Source organism: Nonomuraea polychroma, from assembly GCF_004011505.1.
In the GTDB taxonomy this organism is placed as follows: domain Bacteria; phylum Actinomycetota; class Actinomycetes; order Streptosporangiales; family Streptosporangiaceae; genus Nonomuraea; species Nonomuraea polychroma.
This window is the reverse complement of record NZ_SAUN01000001.1, coordinates 11464512-11481137: the sequence shown is the minus strand read 5'-3', so window position 1 is coordinate 11481137 and position 16626 is coordinate 11464512. Positions and strand designations below refer to the sequence as shown.

Annotated in this window: 16 protein-coding genes; 5 read left to right on the top strand and 11 right to left on the bottom strand. The window is 69.6% G+C overall.

The genetic code is table 11. From position 1 onward, the window contains the following. The first annotated feature begins 20 nt into the window (after window positions 1-20). Window positions 21-956, top strand: a complete 936-nt coding sequence (locus tag EDD27_RS53630; RefSeq protein WP_127940340.1) for an ABC transporter substrate-binding protein — start codon at window positions 21-23, stop codon at window positions 954-956. A 12-nt stretch (window positions 957-968) separates the two neighbouring features. Here the strand turns inward: EDD27_RS53630 and EDD27_RS53625 are convergent, their stop codons facing one another. Further along, complete coding sequence (locus EDD27_RS53625) at window positions 969-1736, bottom strand: TetR/AcrR family transcriptional regulator (protein WP_127940339.1); 768 nt, start codon at window positions 1734-1736, stop codon at window positions 969-971. 58 nt (window positions 1737-1794) lie between these two features. Here EDD27_RS53625 and EDD27_RS53620 point away from each other — a divergent pair, with 58 nt between their 5' ends. After that, window positions 1795-2733 carry an ATP-binding cassette domain-containing protein gene (locus EDD27_RS53620; RefSeq protein WP_127940338.1) on the top strand — a complete coding sequence of 313 codons (939 nt, stop codon included), beginning with the start codon at window positions 1795-1797 and terminating at the stop codon, window positions 2731-2733. Then, entirely contained in the window at window positions 2730-3539 is an 810-nt protein-coding gene (locus EDD27_RS53615; protein ID WP_127940337.1) for an ABC transporter permease, read from the top strand. The genes EDD27_RS53620 and EDD27_RS53615 overlap by 4 nt, the downstream gene beginning before the upstream one ends. A gap of 80 nt (window positions 3540-3619) precedes the next feature. Here EDD27_RS53615 and EDD27_RS53610 read toward each other — a convergent pair whose 3' ends face one another. The 7 genes from EDD27_RS53610 to EDD27_RS53580 all read right to left on the bottom strand — a co-directional run bounded on the left by EDD27_RS53610 (window position 3620) and on the right by EDD27_RS53580 (window position 11978). Beyond that, window positions 3620-4198: a GTP-binding protein gene (locus EDD27_RS53610; RefSeq protein WP_127940336.1), complete on the bottom strand. Its 579-nt coding sequence runs from the start codon at window positions 4196-4198 to the stop codon at window positions 3620-3622. After that, window positions 4179-4541 carry a DUF742 domain-containing protein gene (locus EDD27_RS53605; RefSeq protein ID WP_127940335.1) on the bottom strand — a complete coding sequence of 121 codons (363 nt, stop codon included), beginning with the start codon at window positions 4539-4541 and terminating at the stop codon, window positions 4179-4181. Before EDD27_RS53605 ends, EDD27_RS53610 begins: the two co-directional genes overlap by 20 nt. A 26-nt stretch (window positions 4542-4567) precedes the next feature. Continuing rightward, complete coding sequence (locus EDD27_RS53600; RefSeq protein WP_043616017.1) at window positions 4568-4990, bottom strand: roadblock/LC7 domain-containing protein; 423 nt, start codon at window positions 4988-4990, stop codon at window positions 4568-4570. 21 nt (window positions 4991-5011) lie between these two features. Continuing rightward, window positions 5012-7843 (bottom strand): nitrate- and nitrite sensing domain-containing protein, encoded by a 2832-nt coding sequence (locus EDD27_RS53595; RefSeq protein ID WP_127940334.1) that lies wholly within the window; start codon window positions 7841-7843, stop codon window positions 5012-5014. A 133-nt stretch (window positions 7844-7976) separates the two neighbouring features. Continuing rightward, window positions 7977-10202: a [protein-PII] uridylyltransferase gene (locus EDD27_RS53590; protein ID WP_127940333.1), complete on the bottom strand. Its 2226-nt coding sequence runs from the start codon at window positions 10200-10202 to the stop codon at window positions 7977-7979. A gap of 88 nt (window positions 10203-10290) precedes the next feature. Further along, window positions 10291-10629 (bottom strand): P-II family nitrogen regulator, encoded by a 339-nt coding sequence (locus tag EDD27_RS53585; RefSeq protein ID WP_043616024.1) that lies wholly within the window; start codon window positions 10627-10629, stop codon window positions 10291-10293. Continuing rightward, window positions 10626-11978: an ammonium transporter gene (locus EDD27_RS53580; RefSeq protein WP_127940332.1), complete on the bottom strand. Its 1353-nt coding sequence runs from the start codon at window positions 11976-11978 to the stop codon at window positions 10626-10628. The genes EDD27_RS53585 and EDD27_RS53580 overlap by 4 nt, the downstream gene beginning before the upstream one ends. Window positions 11979-12184: 206 nt before the next feature. Here EDD27_RS53580 and EDD27_RS53575 point away from each other — a divergent pair, with 206 nt between their 5' ends. Beyond that, complete coding sequence (locus EDD27_RS53575) at window positions 12185-13114, top strand: ABC transporter substrate-binding protein (RefSeq protein WP_241564759.1); 930 nt, start codon at window positions 12185-12187, stop codon at window positions 13112-13114. Window position 13115: 1 nt separating this feature from the next. Here the strand turns inward: EDD27_RS53575 and EDD27_RS53570 are convergent, their stop codons facing one another. Both EDD27_RS53570 and EDD27_RS53565 read right to left on the bottom strand, forming a co-directional pair. Further along, window positions 13116-13877 (bottom strand): MOSC domain-containing protein, encoded by a 762-nt coding sequence (locus EDD27_RS53570; protein ID WP_241564758.1) that lies wholly within the window; start codon window positions 13875-13877, stop codon window positions 13116-13118. A 10-nt stretch (window positions 13878-13887) separates the two neighbouring features. Continuing rightward, the gene (locus tag EDD27_RS53565; RefSeq protein ID WP_206642060.1) at window positions 13888-14697 is read right to left on the bottom strand and encodes an alpha/beta fold hydrolase; all 810 of its coding nucleotides are present in this window, start codon (window positions 14695-14697) and stop codon (window positions 13888-13890) included. A gap of 82 nt (window positions 14698-14779) precedes the next feature. On the opposite strand from EDD27_RS53565, the gene EDD27_RS53560 reads away from it, so the two are divergent. Further along, entirely contained in the window at window positions 14780-15349 is a 570-nt protein-coding gene (locus EDD27_RS53560; protein ID WP_127940329.1) for a TetR/AcrR family transcriptional regulator, read from the top strand. Window positions 15350-15675: 326 nt separating this feature from the next. On the opposite strand, the gene EDD27_RS53555 is transcribed toward EDD27_RS53560, so the two are convergent. Continuing rightward, window positions 15676-16617: a sigma-70 family RNA polymerase sigma factor gene (locus tag EDD27_RS53555; protein WP_127940328.1), complete on the bottom strand. Its 942-nt coding sequence runs from the start codon at window positions 16615-16617 to the stop codon at window positions 15676-15678. Window positions 16618-16626 lie beyond the last annotated feature (9 nt).

Genomic DNA, 16626 nt, shown 5'->3' with positions numbered 1-16626 from the left:
CGCGGCCGTGGAGACTTCCCATGCGCTTGAAGACGCTCGTCGGGCCGCTGGTCGCGGCCCTGCTCCTGACCGCCTGCACCGGCGAGGAGCCCCGAACCGCCGCCGGATCCAAGGGGACGGTCAACCTCGACATCCACGCCTGGGTCGGGTACGAGGCCCAGGCCGCCGTACTGGCGCACCTGCTGGAGCACGAGCTGGGCTACACGGTGAACAAGCGGGCGGTGAAGGAAGATCAATCCTGGCGGGATTTCGAATCCGGCAAGGTCGATGTGATCGTCGAGAACTGGGGCCACCCGGATCTGAAGAAGGAGTACATCGAGGAGAAGAAGGTGGCGCTGTCGGCCGGCCTCACCGGGAACAAGGGAGTGATCGGCTGGTACGTCCCCGAGTGGATGGTCAAGAAATATCCCGACATTACGGACTATCGAAACCTCAACAAGTACGCATCTCTCTTCCGGACCGACAAAACCGGAAATGCCGGACAAATCCTGGATGGCGACCCGACGTTCGTCACCAATGACGAGGCTCTCGTCAAGAACCTCGGGCTGAATTACAAGGTCGTCTACTCGGGCAGCGAGAACGCGTTGATCAAGGCGGCGCAGAACGCGACCCGGAACCGGACGCCCCTTTTGATGTATTTCTACGAGCCGCAATGGTTGTTCACCAAGGTCAAACTGGTGAAGATCGCGCTCCCTGCGTACGCCGTCGGTTGTGACGCGGTCCCGCAGAAGGTCGCCTGCGACTACCCGCCGTACCTGCTCGACAAGATCGTCAGCAAGCGGTTCGCGGAGAACGGCGGCAAGGCGTACGAACTGGTGCGCAACTTCACCTGGACCAACGACGACCAGAACGCGGTCGCCGGCGACATGATCAACGAGAAGATGTCCGCCGAGGACGCCGCCGCCCGCTGGGTGGCGGAGAACAAGATCGTATGGAAGGACTGGATCCCCCGTTGAGGTTCGGCCACGTCATCGCGGGCGGCGGCTGTTCACCAGGACCTCGATGCCGTCGAGGACCCGCTGCAGGCCGAACTCGAAGGCGTGTTCCGGGCTGTAGGCGGCATTGAGCGCCTCACCGGCCGCCTGCCCTACCCTGCTCGCCGTCGGGAAGCGGTCGGCGTGGGCGATCCGGCTCAAGAAGGGCGCGTGCGCGGCCCACCACTGCTCGTCGGTCATGCCCGTCTGGCTCTCGGCCTGCGCGGCCTCGACCGCGCCCCTGGCCGCCCCGTGCACGAAGCCGGTGATCAGGGTGATGACCGAGTCCATCTCCAGATCCGTCAGGCCGATGCCGTCCACGGCACGCAGCTCGTAGTCGTATTTGGCGGTGACGTTCGGCCCGAGCACCGGCCGGCTGGCCGCCACCTGGAGCAGCCACGGATGCCGCAGGTAAAGGGCCCAGTTCTCCCTGGCGATCTGCTCCAGCCTGCCCCGCCAGCCACCCGGCACGTCCTCCGGCTTGGCGGTCTCGCCGTAAACCGTGTCGAGCATGACGTCGAACAGCTCGGGTTTGCCCGGCACGTACGTGTAGAGCGACATCGTCCCCACGCCCAGCCGCTCGGCGACGCGCCGCATGGACAGCGCCTGCAGCCCCTCGGCATCGGCGACCTCGATGGCGGCACGCACGATGCGATCCACGCTGAGCTCCGGCTTGCCCTTGCGGCTGGCCCGCTCGCTGGTCCGCCAGAGCAGGGCAAGGCTGCGGGCCGGGTCGCCCTTCCCCGAATATTCCACGGTCACCTTCGTACGGTACAACGTACGGTTGTCGGCGTGAATCGTATAGCGTACGGTACAGCGTATGTCGGCGGTGACAGCGCAAGGACTGCGCAAGACGTATGGCGGACAGGCCGCACTCGATGGCATCGACCTGCGGGTGGACCGGGGCACGGTCTGCGGCCTCCTGGGCCCCAACGGCGCGGGCAAGACCACGGCGGTCCGCATCCTCACCACGCTCCTGCGCCCCTCGGGCGGCCGCGCGGAGGTGGCCGGCTTCGACGTGGTGACCCAGCCTCGCCAGGTACGCCGCAACATCGGCCTGGTCGGCCAGCACACGGCCGTGGACGAGCTGCTGACCGGGCGGCAGAACCTGGAGCTCTTCGGCCGCCTCTACCACCTGGGTGCGGCGGCGGCCCGGGCCCGGGCGGAGGAGCTGCTCGAACGCTTCGGCCTGGAGCACGCGGGCCCGGTCAAGGAGTATTCGGGCGGCATGCGCCGCCGGCTCGACCTGGCGGCGAGCATGATCCTCGCACCCCCGGTGCTCTTCCTCGACGAACCGACCACCGGGCTCGACCCGCGCAGCCGGGCGGAGATCTGGCGCACGGTCCGCGATCTGGTGTCCGGCGGCACCACCGTGCTGCTGACCACGCAATACCTGGAGGAGGCCGACCAGCTCGCGGACCGGATCTCGGTGATCGACGCGGGCCGGGTGGTGGCCGAGGGCACGCCCGACGAACTCAAGTCCAAGCTCGGCGGCGACCGGCTCGATGTGGTGATCCACGACCCCGGGCGGCTTGAGGAGGCCGCGGGAATCGTCGGGCGGGCGGCGTCGGGCCCGGCCGAGGTCGATCACGACACCAGGCACGTGTCCGCGCCGGTGAGCGAGCGGGTGCAGGCACTCACGCAGGTGCTGGCGGCGCTGGCGGCGGCCGGGATCGAGGCCGAGGACGTCGCGTTGCGCAGACCGACGCTGGACGAAGTCTTCCTCGACCTCACCAACAAGGGAGGCAGCGCTAAATGACCGGCACATCACTGCAAGAAGGGCGGCTGGCGTGGGCACTGGCCGACGGGTGGACGGTCGCCCGGCGCGACCTGATCCACTGGGCGAACCAGCCGATGACGGTGGTCTTCGGTGTGGCCTTCCCCGTGGTGATCACGCTGGCCTTCGGCTACCTGTTCGGCGGCGCGGTCAAGGTGCCGGAAGGGGCGGACTACTTCGCGTTCCTCATGCCAGGCATGTACGGCATGACGATGCTGTTCGGCCTGAGCGCCACCATGATCGCCGTCACCACGGACGCGTCCAAAGGTGTCACGGACCGCTTCCGCTCGATGCCCATGGCGCCCTCGGCGGTGCTCGTCGGCCGTGCCATCGCCGATCTGCTGCATTCGGTGCTGGTCCTGGCCGGCCTGCTGGCCTGTGGGCTGGCGGTCGGCTGGCGTCCGGCCACGTTGCCGGGCGCGCTGGGCGCGGTGTGCCTGCTGCTGCTCCTGCGTTTCGCGTTGTTGTGGGCCGGCATTTACCTGGGGCTGCTGACCAAGGATCCGGGCGGCGTGGTGGCGATCCAGACGCTGGAGTTCCCGATCGGGTTCCTGTCGAACGCCTTCGTCGCCCCGGACACCATGCCGGGCTGGTTGGGCGCGATCTCGGAGTGGAACCCACTGTCGTCAACGGTCGCGGCAGCCAGGGAGCTGTTCGGCAATCCGGGGTGGGGCGGGGACTCGTGGGTGGCGCAGCACGCGGTGCTCATGGCGGTGCTCTGGCCGCTGGCGATCACCGCCGTGTTCTTCGTCCTGTCGGTCCGCCTCTACCAGCGCCTCGATCGGTAGCGCTTGGACGGCTCCGGCGACACTGGACCAGCGTCGCCGGCAAGCTCGCGGCCCACTGCCGCCTGCGAGGAGCGGGAGGTCTAGTGAACGGGCGCGGCACGCAGGCGGACGACGTGCTCGACCAGCGCGATCAGCGTCGACTTCACCGACTCCCGGTCGCGGGCGTCCGTACGCACCACCGGCACATGCGGCGAGAGCGCGAGCGCCTCCCTGACCTCATTGTCGGAGTGCAGGAACTGGCCGTCCCACCCGTTGATGCCGATCACGAAGGGCAGCTTGGCCTCTTCGAAGTAGTCGATCGCGGGAAAGCTGTCGGCCAGGCGGCGGGTGTCGGTCAGCACGACCGCACCGATCGCGCCCCGCACCAGGTCGTCCCACATGAACCAGAACCGGTGCTGCCCAGGCGTGCCGAACAGGTACAGGATCAGGTCACGGTCCAGCGAGACCCGGCCGAAGTCCATGGCCACGGTCGTGGTCTGCTTGTTCGGGGTCATCCCGAGGTCGTCGATGCCCGCGGACGCGTCGGTCATCACGGCTTCCGTGGTGAGCGGGAGGATCTCGGACACCGCCCCCACGAACGTCGTCTTGCCCACGCCGAATCCCCCGGCGACGACGATCTTCGTCGACGTGAGCCCGGGGCTAGAGCCTGCGTAGTCCACTGAGCACCCTTTCGAGCATGTTGAGGTCTGGCTGTCCCTGGCTGAGGCGTGGCTGGTGCAGGCGGACAAGCCCTTCGTCGGACATGTCCGCCACAAGCACCCTGGCCACGCCCAGCGGGACGCGGAGTAGGGCCGAGATCTCGGCGACCGACCGGAACGTCCTGCACAGCTGCATGATGGCCTCGTGCTCGGGGGTGAGCAGGGCCATCTCGGCGTCCGGGATCGACATCGACGAGACCAACGTCTCCATCGCGAGGTGATAGCGCGGCTCGGAACGGCCGCCGGTCACCGCGTAAGGACGGAACAGGGGCTCTTCTTCCCCGATTCCGTCAGTGCCGTACACGGCCCTCTCCCATCAGTTCCATCACATCACCGCGTCCTGGCTGCCTGGAGTTCGGCGCGCAGGGCCGGCGTCAGCGCTTGTCCCGCTCTGTCTACCAGCAGCGTCATCTGATACGCCACCAACCCCATGTCACAATCAGGACCCGCCAGCACCGTGAGCACCGAGCCGTCGCTGATGGCCATGACCAGCAGCAGTCCACGCTGCATCTCGACGACGGTCTGCGTCACCGCGCCGCCCTCGAACACCCTGGACGCGCCCACGGTGAGGCTCAGCAGGCCCGCGGAGACGGCGGCCAGCTGGTCCGCCCGGTCCGGCGGGAAGCCTTCCGAGGCGGCCAGGCACAGGCCGTCCGCGGAGACCACGACGGCATGCGCGACTCCGGGCGTGTTGCGGACGAAGTCGGTGATCAGCCAGTCGAACCTGTGCGCCTCATGGCTAAGGGTTGTCACGCATCCTCCCCGGCGGGACGCTTACTCACTCTGTTCCTCCTGTCCACGAAGTTCCTGGCGACCGCGGCGCACACCCTGCTGGAAGCTGGCCAACCGGCTGCGTACCCGGTCCGCGGAGACCGGCTGCGCCGCCGGCGCCTGCCGCTGCTGCGGCTGCTGAGCCGGCGTCGCCGGCTGGCTCGCCGTGCCCGGCACCAGGTTGGCCTTGGGGGTGCGCTTCGGCAGCCCGGCGGCGGTCACGCCGCCGAGGCTGGGTTCGCTGGCTGCGGCCGCCGCCCGCCATCCGGCGTCTGCGGCCGTTCGCCACGCTTCCTCCCCAGAGGGTACGGCTTGCGCGGGAGTGACCCCACCGTCGCCCGTCGTCTTCGGCTGCTCACCAGGCGGCCGGCGGAACCAGGCGGACTCCACCGACGCGAAGATCGGCAGGTACTCCTCCTGCTCCGGCTCCATCGGCGACACCTCGACCGACGGCGTCGGGGCCGGGTCGCCCGCCCCGCGAAAGCGCACGTCGTTCGTGGCGTAGGACGGCGGCGTCTGGAACGCACCAGTACCGGACGGGGCGGACCCCACGCTCGGGTACGACGAGTAGGACCCGGAGTCGAACGAGGTCGGCTGCCTGCGGTAGGAGCCCCCGTCGGTGTCGGCGGTGAACCCGGACACCGCACCGCGGGCGGGATCCGAGCCGAACGAGCCGAACGCGTGCCGCGGCGTGCCGTCGTGCGAGCCGGGCATGGCGGGGCCGTGGTCGACGGAGTCGAAACTGCCGAACGACCGGAACGTCCCGTTCGCCGGCGCCTGCGGTCCCGGCGTGCCGAACGCGGGGGTGGGCACGGTGCCACCGCCGAACGCCGGGCGCTGCGGCAACGGCTGCTGCGTGCCGTCGGCGATCAGCGCGGGCGGCAGCAGCACCATGGCGATCAGGCCGGCGCCCTCGCCCTTCCTGAGCTGCACCCGGATGCCGTGGCGCAGCGCGAGGCGGCCGACCACGAACAGACCCATGCGCCGCGACACCGACACGTCCACGACCGGCGGCTCGGCCAGCCGGCGGTTGGCCTCGGCCAGCTCCTCCTCGGTCATGCTGATGCCGGTGTCGCTCACCGACAGCAGCGCGCCGCCGCCCTCGATGAGGCTGCTCGTGACGATGACGTGAGAGGTGTTCGGGGAGAACTGGATGGCGTTCTCGACCAGCTCGGCGACCAGGTGGACGAGGTCGTTGGCGCAGCTGCCGAGCACCGACGTGGAACGGTGGACCCGCACCTGGACGCGCTCGTAGCCCTCGACCTCCGACAGCGCGGCGCGGACGACGTCGACCAGCTTGGCCGGCTGGCTGCGCCGGCGGGTGGCCTCGTGACCGGCGAGGACCAGGAGGTTCTCGGAGTTGCGGCGCATGCGGGTGGCCAGGTGGTCGAGCTTGAACAGGTCGGCCAGCCGGGCGCCGTCCTGCTCGCCCTTCTCCAGGCCGTCGATCAGCGAGATCTGCCGCTCGACCAGCGTCTGGGTGCGGCGCGAGAGGTTGACGAACATCGAGCTGATGTTGCCGCGCAGCTCGGCCTCCTCGCCCGCCAGGCGCACGGCCTGCCGGTGCACCTGGTCGAAGGCCCGCGCCACTTCGCCGATCTCGTCGTTGCCCTCGATCTCGATCGGCCGTACGTCGCCGACCGCCGCGTCGCCGTTGACCCGCAGCTGGCGGACCACGTCGGGCAGGCGGAAGCCGGCGATCTCCAGGGCTTCGGTGCGCAACCGGCGCAGCGGGGCGACCATGGACCGGGCGATGGCCACGGTGAACAGCAGGACCAGCACCAGCAGCGCGAGGATCAGCACGCCCGCGATGATCGCGTTGCGGATCTCGGCCTGGCGCAGCTCCTGGCCGCGCAGGTTCACCTTTCCGGCCAGGTCCTGCTCGATGTCGTGGAAGACGTCGATGACGACGCCGTTGTTCTCGAACCACTCCTGGCGGCTGGCCTTGGCGGAGATCAGGTTCTGCGTGATCCGGACGCCGGGCGCCCGCCCGCTGGCCAGCGTGATCGCGCGGGACTTGGTGAGCTGGACGCCGACGTACTCGGGCTTGGACGTCAACGTCTTGGACAGTTCCAGGCCGGCGTCGACGCCGGCCTCGGTGCCGACGGTGGAGATGTCATCGAGCTGGCGCGCGTTGGACGCGATGAACTGCTCGACGGTCTTGGCGTCGACGGCGTCGGGGTTGTAGGAGGCCTGGAGCAGCAGGACACGCTGCCGGGAGACCTCCTCCTTCGCCTTCGCGAGCGCGCTCAACGCGCGGAACTGGCCGGCGATCTGGGAGTCCTCGGACATGAGGCTCAGCTCGTCGTGCAGGTTGAGCAGGCTGTCGGTGAGGAAGTCGTACTCGATGGTGCGGGTCTGGCCCTCGGCCCTGATCCTCGCCAGCCGGCTCAGGTCGCCCCGCGCCTCCTCGGCGGCCTTGACCACACGCTCGCCGTAGGAGTCGTCGATCGCGTCGAGGTCGCTGCGGACGGTCGCGACCAGCTTGTCGACGGCGGCCTTGCGCTGGGCGAGCGGCTGCGCGAGCGTCCTGCGCATTGCGCGGCTGGCGCCGATCCAGCCGCCGGTGTCACGCTCCAGACCGATCGCTTGGGTCAGGTCGCGGATGCGTCCCGCCGCCTCGGCGGCGGTGGCCGTGCGGTCGTATTCCGCGATGCTCTGCACCGATTCCACCACGCGCGTGCCGCCCAGCACGACGGCGGCAATGGTGGGAACAAGGATGAGCGCGGTGAGACGCCACCGCACGCGCCAGTTGCGCAGGGCCAGGCGTGGCAGCGGCCGCCTCCCGCGGTCCCGCGCTGCGGCGAGGCCGCTCTCGGAGTTCCCCGTAGTCACTGCTTCCGCTACCCCTCAATCGTCCCGTTCGGCAACGGGCCCTCAAGCCGTCCACAAGGTATCCGAGCAACCGACTTAACCGGCAATTCCGACACAATCGTTACAAATGTGACCGGGAGTCGTGTGCTGTTGGTTATCGCAGTGCAGCAAGCACTTGATCGCGAACTTGTGCCCTCTGCGCGTCGTCGCTGAGGGGGCGACCGGCGCGGTCGACGACGTAGAAGACGTCAACCGCCTCCGCGCCGAGAGTCTCTACGCGAGCGGCTCGCACGTCAAGACCGCACTCGCCGAACGCCCGTCCGATGCGCCACAGCAGTCCCGGCCTGTCATGGGCCCTGACTTCCACGACGGTGGCCGTCGCGGAGGCGTCGTCGACCAGCGTCACCCGAGGTGGGGCCACGGGTACGCGGGGCGGCCGCACCGCACGGGAACGGCGGGCCAGCCGCTGCTCTATGTCAAGACGGCCAGCAAGGACGAGACGGAGATCGGACTCCAGTGTGGCGGGGTCGGGCGGGGTGCCGTACTCAGGGATGACGGAGAACTCGATCACCGCCGTGGAGCCCGCGGAGGCGGACGAGGCGGAGCGCACGATGAGCCGGTGGGCGGACAGCACGCCGGCCGCGCTCCAGAGCAGTCCCACCCGGTCAGGGGCGACGACCGTGACGGATCCCCCGTTGACACGCACGGCGCCGCCGCCGTGCCTGGCCAGCGAGGTCTGCTCCGGCGACAGGGTGGGCGGCTTGGGCGGCGGCGAGCCGGCCAGCACGGACCTCACCCGGCGTACGAGGTCGGCGACCAGCCCGGCCTTCCAGCTGTTCCAGGCGGCGGGCCCGGTCGCGTGACCGTCGGCGACCGCCAGCGCGGCCAGCAGGTCGAGGACCTCCCGGGAGCCTACGGTGGCGGCGACCTTCTCGATCGTGACCGGGTCGTCGAGATCCCTGCGGGTGGCGGTCTCGGGCAGCAGCAGGTGGTGGCGTACGACCGTGGCCAGCGTGTCCACGTCGTGCGCGGGCAGGCCGAGGCGGGTGGCGATGTCGCGTACCACGACCTCGCCTGTGGCCGAGTGGTCGCCGGGCCAGCCCTTGCCGATGTCGTGCAGGAGCGCCCCGATCAGCAGCAGGTCGGGACGGGAGACCTCGCGGGTGTGGCTGGCGGCGTTCGCGGCGGCCTCGATGAGGTGCCGGTCGACGGTGAAGCGGTGGATCGGGTGACGCTGTGGACGGTGACGCACCCGCTCCCAGTCAGGAAGCAGCTTGACAAGGATGCCCGCCTGATCGAGCTCCTCCCACACGGGCACGGCGGCGCGGCCGGCGCCGAGGATCGACACCAGCGCGTCGCGGGCCTCGTCGGGCCACGGCACCGGCATGGGGGGCGACTGAGCTGCGAGAACGGACACCGTCGCGGGTGCGAGAGGCAGCCCGGAGTCGGCCGCGGCGGCCGCCGCGCGCAACACGAGAACGGGGTCCTTGCGAGGGTTGATCCCCCTGGCGAGCACCACTTCGCCGCCGTGCTCGACCACGCCGTCCGCCAGCGGGCGGCGACCTCGGGGAGCGGGGCCTGACAGAAGTCTGTCAACGGTGCGCCAGGTGCCGTCGAAGGCATGAGAGATCGTGCGGCCCGCCTCGGCGAGCCTGCGCATGAGCGCCTCGGCGTCGAGCAGGCCGAGCAACCCGGCCACGGCGTCCTGCTCCTGCAGGACCAGCCGGTCGGTGCCGCGGGCGGTGACGACGTGCAGTGCGTGCCGTACGTCGAGAATGAATTCGTAGGCCTCTCGCGCGCGGGGTCCCGGCGCGGAGGCGACCCAGGCCGCCGCGACGGCCTGCATCGCTTGGACGTCGCGGAGCCCGCCGCGGCCGTCCTTGAGATCAGGTTCGAGGAGGAAGGCCAGCTCGCCGCTGACCTCGGCCCGCTTGTCGACCGCGTCACGCAGCTCGCCGAGCCTGCGCCGGGAGTCCGCCCGCCACTCGGCGAGCACCGCCTCCCTGGCCTTCCTGGTGAGCTCGGGGTCGCCGGCCACGTGCCGGGCCTGGATGAGGCCGAGCACGGCCTTCAGGTCCTGCCGGGCGACGGCCACGGCCTCTTCGACCGTGCGTACGGAGTGGTCGAGGTTGACCGCAGAGTCCCAGACCGGATACCAGATCCGGTCGGCGATCCTGGCCACATCGGGCCGTCCGTTGTGCAGCAGGACCAGGTCGAGATCGCTGCCGGGGGCCAGCTCACCCCTTCCGAGGCTGCCGACGGCGACCAACGAAACCTGGTCGCCGTCGCTCGCCGTGCGGAAGAGATCCTTGAGCCAGCGGTCGGTGTCCGCGGTCCGCTCCTTGCGGGCCGCGGCGTACGAACGGGCCTCTCCCCTCACTCCTGTGCCCCCTTGCCGAGCTCCGCCCGGACACCGTTGTCCGGGCTTCGCCGCACATCAATGGTGGAAACCCTGTCGTGCTCAGAGGTCACAGGGCCTCCGGGCCCCTCTCTCCCGTACGCACGCGGATGACGGTGTCCACGGGCACGGACCAGACCTTGCCGTCACCGATCTTGCCGGTGTGGGCGGCCTTGACGATGACGTCGATGACGTCCTCGGCGTCGTCCTCCTCGGCGAGGACCTCCAGCCGGACCTTCGGCACCAGGTCGACCTGGTACTCGGCGCCGCGGTAGACCTCGGTGTGGCCGCGCTGCCGGCCGTAGCCGCTCGCCTCGCTGACCGTCATTCCCTTGATGCCGAACTGTTCCAGCGCGGCCTTCACGTCATCCAGCTTGAAGGGCTTGATGATCGCCGTAATGAGCCTCATGCGTCCACCTTCTTAGGAGCGGGGGCGGGGCCGTTGGAGGACGTCACGCCCGAGGCGTGGAAGGTGCCGATGTCGTAGCCGGTCTCGGCGTGGGTGGTGATGTCGACGCCGGTGACCTCGGCATCTTCGGGGATCCGGAAGCCCATCGTCTTGTCGATGATCTTACCGAGGATCCAGGAGATCACGAAGGAGTAGAGGCCGACCACGACCGGGCCGAGCACCTGGAGGCCGAGCTGGCTGATCTGCCCGCCCTCGATCAGGATGCCCTTGTTCTGACCGGGCAGGAACGGGTAGGCCGCGACGAAGCCCAGCGCCACGGCGCCGATCACGCCGCCGACCAGGTGCACGCCGACCACGTCGAGGGAGTCGTCGTAGCCGAGCTTGTACTTCAGGCCCACGGCGTAGGCGCAGCCCACACCGGCGAGCAGGCCGATGACCACGGCCGCCCACGGGTCGACGAAACCACAGGCCGGGGTGATGGCGACCAGACCGGCCACCGCACCGGAGGCGACGCCGAGCGTGGTCGCATGACCGTCGCGCAGCTTCTCCACCAGGAGCCAGGCGCCCGCGGCGACGGCGGTGGCGACCTGGGTGTTCATGAACGCCAGACCGGCGGTCTGGTCGGGGGCCAGCTCGGAGCCGGCGTTGAAGCCGAACCAGCCGAACCACAGCAGACCGGTGCCGAGCAGCACCATCGTCAGGTTGTGCGGCCGCATGGGCTCCTTCTGCCAGCCCTTGCGCTTGCCCAGGACGAGCGCGAGCGCGAGCGCCGCGGCACCGGCGTTGATGTGGACGACCGTACCGCCGGCGAAGTCCTCGATGCCGAGCTGCCCCAGCCAGCCGCCGCCCCAGACCCAGTGAGCGACGGGGAAGTAGACCAGGGTGGCCCACAGCAGCGAGAACACCACCCACGCGCCGAACTTGGCGCGGTCGGCGATCGCACCGCTGATCAGCGCCACGGTGATGACGGCGAAGGTCAGCTGGAAGGCGGAGAAGACCATGAGCGGGAAGTTGTCGGCCGCGGCGGCTTCGGCGGTGATGTTGCCACCCTCGACGATGAGGCCTTCGTAGACGGCGTTGAACACCCCGCTCAAGCCGACGTAGTCCAACCCTCCGATGATCTTGTTGACGACGCCGGAGCCATCGCCGACGGCGTCGAACGCGAGGGAGTAACCGTAGAGGACCCAAGCGACCGTGACGACGACGATGCTGACGAACGACATCATCATCATGTTCAGGACGCTCTTGGCCCTGGTCATGCCCCCGTAGAAGAACGCGAGGCCCGGAGTCATCAGCAGCACCAGGGCGGTGCATACCAGCATCCAGGCAGTAGTGCCGCTGTCGATCATCGAAGCGACCCTCCTTACGTGTGACGTGTTGCCACAGCGTGTTCTCCCGGAGTTTCGTGGCGCGACCAGGCTTGTTTCACATTCGTGAATCTCGCCAGATGGGTGTTTCATGTACGTTTCGGACGCCTCACAGGTCCCATTCCTGCACGGCAAATTCCGGCATGCGATACTTAGGGTTGCCTAACCTAATCGATCAAGGAATGCCCATGCGTCTCCGCCTGGCCGTCGCCGCCATGCTCCCCCTGCTCGCCCTCGCCGCGTGCTCCGGTACCTCGACCTCCTCTCAGGAGACAGGCCCCACCCGGACCGTCAAGCACGCCATGGGAGAGACGAAGGTGCCGATGACCCCGCAGCGGGTCGTAGTGCTCGACACGGACAAGCTCGACACGATGGTCACGCTCGGACTGGCGCCCGTGGGTGCGGCGCAGGCCCAGGAGAACCAGAAGTGGCCGGCGTACCTGGGCTCGGCCCTGTCCGCCACCAAGGCGGTGGGCACCCTCCAGGCCCCGAACATCGAGGCCATCATGGCGCTCAAGCCGGACCTCATCCTCGGCTCCAAGTTCCGGCAGGCCTCCTTCTACGACAAGCTCAGCAAGATCGCGCCCACGGTGTTCACCGAGAAGGTCGGCGTCACGTGGAAGGAGAACTTCCTGCTCGACGCCGAGGCGCTGGGCAAGAAGGACCAGGCCACGCAGTTGCTGTCCGCCTATGAGACGCGGGCCAAGGAGGTCGGCGCGAAGTTCTCGAAGGTGGAGGTCGGCATCGTGCGGTTCATGCCGACCGAGATCCGGGTGTACGGCCCCGAATCGTTCAGCGGCATCGTCGTGGGCGACGCCGGCATCCCCAGGCCGGCGGCGCAGCAGCTCGCCGACCAGCAGGACAAGCGCTTCGGCAAGCTGAGCCAGGAGAACATCGCCAAGGGCGACGCCGACGCGATCTTCTACAGCGCGTACGGCGAGGCGGCCGCCAAGTCGCAGGCCACGGTGACCGGCGGGCCGCTGTGGAAGGGTCTGAAGGCCGTCAAGTCGGGCAACGCCCACAACGTGGACGACGAGATCTGGATGCTCGGCATCGGCGTCACGGCCGCCGGCAAGATCCTCGACGACCTGGAGAAGTACCTGACGCCGCTGGCATGAGTCAGGTGAGGCGTACCGGATCGCCCTTGCTGATCCGGCCGGGCCGCAGCACCCGCGCGTACACCCCCGCGCACGGCTGCGGCCCCATGTCGAACACCGGCACCCGGTTGTGCCTGGCCACCGTGCGCAACGCCTCGACGTCACGCGCGAGCGGCCCGTGCGCCAGCGTCGGCACGGCGCAGCGCGGGCTGGCCACGATGACCTCCAGCACCACGTCGTCACCGACGTGCAGCTCCCGGCCCACCCAGTCGTTCTCGGGGAAGCCCGGATGGTCGGTGGCGATGACCAGGTTGGGCCGGTAGCGCAGGGTCTCGACGTGCCCGCGCGGGCTGAGCGCGCCGATCCGCTGGACGGCGGAGGTCGAGATCAGGTGGACCGGCGCGAAATCGAAGAACGTGCCCTCAGGCGAGGCGCCCCCCAGCGTGCCGACCGTGTGGGGCACCTCCGCCTCGATACCCTCGGCCAGCACCCGCTCCGGAACGGAGCGCTCGAACTCGGCGCCCTCCGGCGGCACGTCGATCAGCCGCACCTCGCGCCCGAGCAGCCGGGACAACTCCGCGTCGCCCGGGACCCGCGCCCCTTCGATCGTCAGCAGATCGCGCCAGAGCCGCGGGTTCTTCGCGCTGGCGATCTTCCCGGTGGCGACGTCGAGCACCGCCCGCACCCGATCACCGGTCAGCCCGCGCGCGGTCACCTCGCTCTCGCCGATCTCCTCACCCAGCATCGATTTGACCGGATAACGACGCAGCGTTTCGACATGCACGCAAGGCAGCCTATGACTTCTGCGCCGCCCAGAAGCGCCGCAAATGCGGCACCAGCTCGGCGGCCCGCTCGTCGGGGAAGAACAACCGGCCGCCTTCGACCTCGACGATCTCCCTGACACCGGGGATCGTGTCGCGCAGCCAGCGGGCCCAGCTCACGTCGAAGAACACATCGCCCGTGCCCCACACCACGAGCGTCGGCACGGTGAGCACGGTGAGCTGCGGCTCGATGGCGATCATGTCCTTGGCGTCGATGGAGGCCAGCAGGCGCTCGAAGGCCCGGCCGCCGTCCGGCTTGGCCAGGATCGGCCGCAGGTACGCGTCCACCAGCGCGGCCGGGTCGTCGATTCGCTCGTAACCCTCCCCGAAGGCGGTTTTCGCCACCAGCTCCGGCTGGTCGAGCACGGCGGCGGTGAGCGCGGCCAGCTCGCCCCTGGCCGCCAGCTCGACGGTGGGCTTGAACGCCTCGGGCGGGGCGTTGGTGTGCACGTCGCAGTTGGTGAGGGTGAGCGTACGGAGCCGGTGGCGGTGCCGTACGGCGAAGATCTGGGCGACGGCGCCGCCCGTGTCGTTGGCGACGAGATCCACGTCGGTGAGGCCGAGCTCTTCGCACAGCTCCTCCACGGCCTCGGCGAGCGCGGGCATCGACAGGTCGTCGCGCGGTGCGCTGCCGCCGTGCAGCGGTAGGTCGATGGCGACGCAGCGGCGCTCGTCGCGGAGCTCGGCGATGACGTTGCGCCACAGGTACGAGCTGGTGCCGACGCCGTGCACGAACAGTGCCACCGGCCCCTGCCCGACGTCCACGTAGGTGATGCCGTCCACGGATGGCCTCCATCCCGGATTACAGACCGACTGTCGGTCTATGAAATTACCGACTGACTGACGGTTTGTCTACAGTGATTCCATGAACCTGAAGGCGGAGCGCGGCGCGGCCACCCGCGACAAGGTCCTGGCCATCGCCACGCGGCTGTTCGCCGAGCGGGGCTACGACGACACCTCGATCGAGACGGTCCTGCAGGAGACCGGGCTGAGCAGGGGGGCGCTCTACCACCATTACGCGGGCAAGGACGTCTTGTTCGAGGCGGTGCTCGAGGCCACTGAGTCGGCCGTCCAGGTCAAGATCATGGAGGCGGTCCGCGGCATCACCGACCCTGCCGCGTCACTGAGGGCCGGGGTCCTGGCCTGGCTCAGGCTCGCCGGTGACCCGGTCATCAAGCAGATCGTGCTCATCGACGCGCCTGCGGTGCTGGGCTGGGAGCGGTGGCGGGCCATGGAGGAGCGCTACTCGTTCGGCATGCTGAAGTCGGCCCTGAAGGCCACGAAGGCGGTGCCGGCCGAGTTTCTTGACCTGCACGCGCACATGCTGCTGGCCGCCATCAACGAGAGCGTGCTGCTGGTGGCGCGGCGCGGCGACCACGCCGCCGCCGAGGCGGCCGTCGAAGAATTCCTCCGCCGCCTCCTCCACTCCACCTGACGCCACCCGCCAGGCCGGCCCCGCGAAGCCGCCACCCCGCGCCCGGTCCGACACCCGCGCCCGACCGGCCACGCCGAACAACCCACGTCAGCCTCCCCCCTCCCCCCCGCGACCCCGCGCCGTAGTGGCCGGGCGCGTGGGGGCCGAGCCGACGCGCGGCCCAGCCGGCATGTGACCGGGCGCGTGGGGGGCGAGCCGACGCGCGGCCCAGCCGGCATGTGACCGGGGGGACGGCGGGCGTGGGGATGGGGCGGCGTCGGTGAAGGGCCGGGCAAAAGTGAGCCGCCGGCTCCGAGTACGGAACCGGCGGCTGGGAAAGAAGGAGGTCAGGCGGCGGCCGTGGCCATCTTGCGGAGGCGGGCCAGGGCGTCGCGTTCGATGCGGCGGGCGCGGTCGCGGCCGATGCCGTACCGTTCGCCCACCTCCGTCAACGTGTGCTCACGCCCGTCCACCAGCCCATACCGCCACCGCAACATCTCGCTGGTCGGCCCCTCGAGCCCGGTCAGCCACAACTCCAGCCGCTCCCGCTCCAGGATGTCGATGGCCTGCTGCTCGGGATCGGCCCACGTCTCGTCCGCGATCATGTCACCGAGCTCGGTCTCGTCCTCGTCACCCACCCCGAGCTGGAGCGAGACCGGGTCGGAGGCCCAGCGCCGCAGCTCCCGCACCCGCTCGATCGGCAGGTCGAGGATCTCGGCGAGGTCGTCATCGGTCGGCTCGGCGTCGAACTCGGCCAGCATGTCCCGGCGTACCCGCATCAACCGGGTCATCTGCTCCCCCGCGTGCGTCGGCAGCCGCACAGGCCGCGCCTGCTCGTGGATGGCCCGCCCCACCGACTGCCTGATCCACCACGTCGCGTATGTCGAGAACTTGTACCCCCGCCGGTAGTCGAACTTCTCCACCGCCCGCACCAGGCCCAGGTTCCCCTCCTGGACCAGATCGATGAGCGGCATCCCCCGGCCCGAGTATTTCCTGGCCACCGCCACCACCAGGCGCAGGTTGGCCTGGATGAACTCGTCCTTGGCCCGCTGACCCGAGATGGCCAGGCGCTCAAGCTCCTCGTCGGCCGCGTCCCCGATGCGCGGCTCCGAGCCCCCGCTGTCGAGCAACTGCTCGGCGAAGAGTCCCGCCTCGATCCGCTTGGCGAGCTCCACCTCTTCCTCCGCTGTGAGCAGCGGGACCCGGCCGATTTCCGCCAGGTATGTCCCTAGCAGATCGCGATCCGCGACGTGCTGCTCCTGCGTGCGACTCCCCGTAGGCCTTGCCATCCCCAGGCA

Bases quoted from the DNA above. Each gene is read 5' to 3' on its own strand.
- EDD27_RS53630 (WP_127940340.1), top strand. From the start codon at position 21: ATGCGCTTGAAGACGCTCGTCGGGCCGCTGGTCGCGGCCCTGCTCCTG.
- EDD27_RS53620 (WP_127940338.1), top strand. From the start codon at position 1,795: ATGTCGGCGGTGACAGCGCAAGGACTGCGCAAGACGTATGGCGGACAG.
- EDD27_RS53615 (WP_127940337.1), top strand. From the start codon at position 2,730: ATGACCGGCACATCACTGCAAGAAGGGCGGCTGGCGTGGGCACTGGCC.
- EDD27_RS53585 (WP_043616024.1), bottom strand. From the start codon at position 10,629: ATGAGGCTCATTACGGCGATCATCAAGCCCTTCAAGCTGGATGACGTG.
- EDD27_RS53580 (WP_127940332.1), bottom strand. From the start codon at position 11,978: ATGATCGACAGCGGCACTACTGCCTGGATGCTGGTATGCACCGCCCTG.
- EDD27_RS53575 (WP_241564759.1), top strand. From the start codon at position 12,185: ATGCGTCTCCGCCTGGCCGTCGCCGCCATGCTCCCCCTGCTCGCCCTC.
- EDD27_RS53560 (WP_127940329.1), top strand. From the start codon at position 14,780: ATGAACCTGAAGGCGGAGCGCGGCGCGGCCACCCGCGACAAGGTCCTG.
- EDD27_RS53555 (WP_127940328.1), bottom strand. From the start codon at position 16,617: ATGGCAAGGCCTACGGGGAGTCGCACGCAGGAGCAGCACGTCGCGGAT.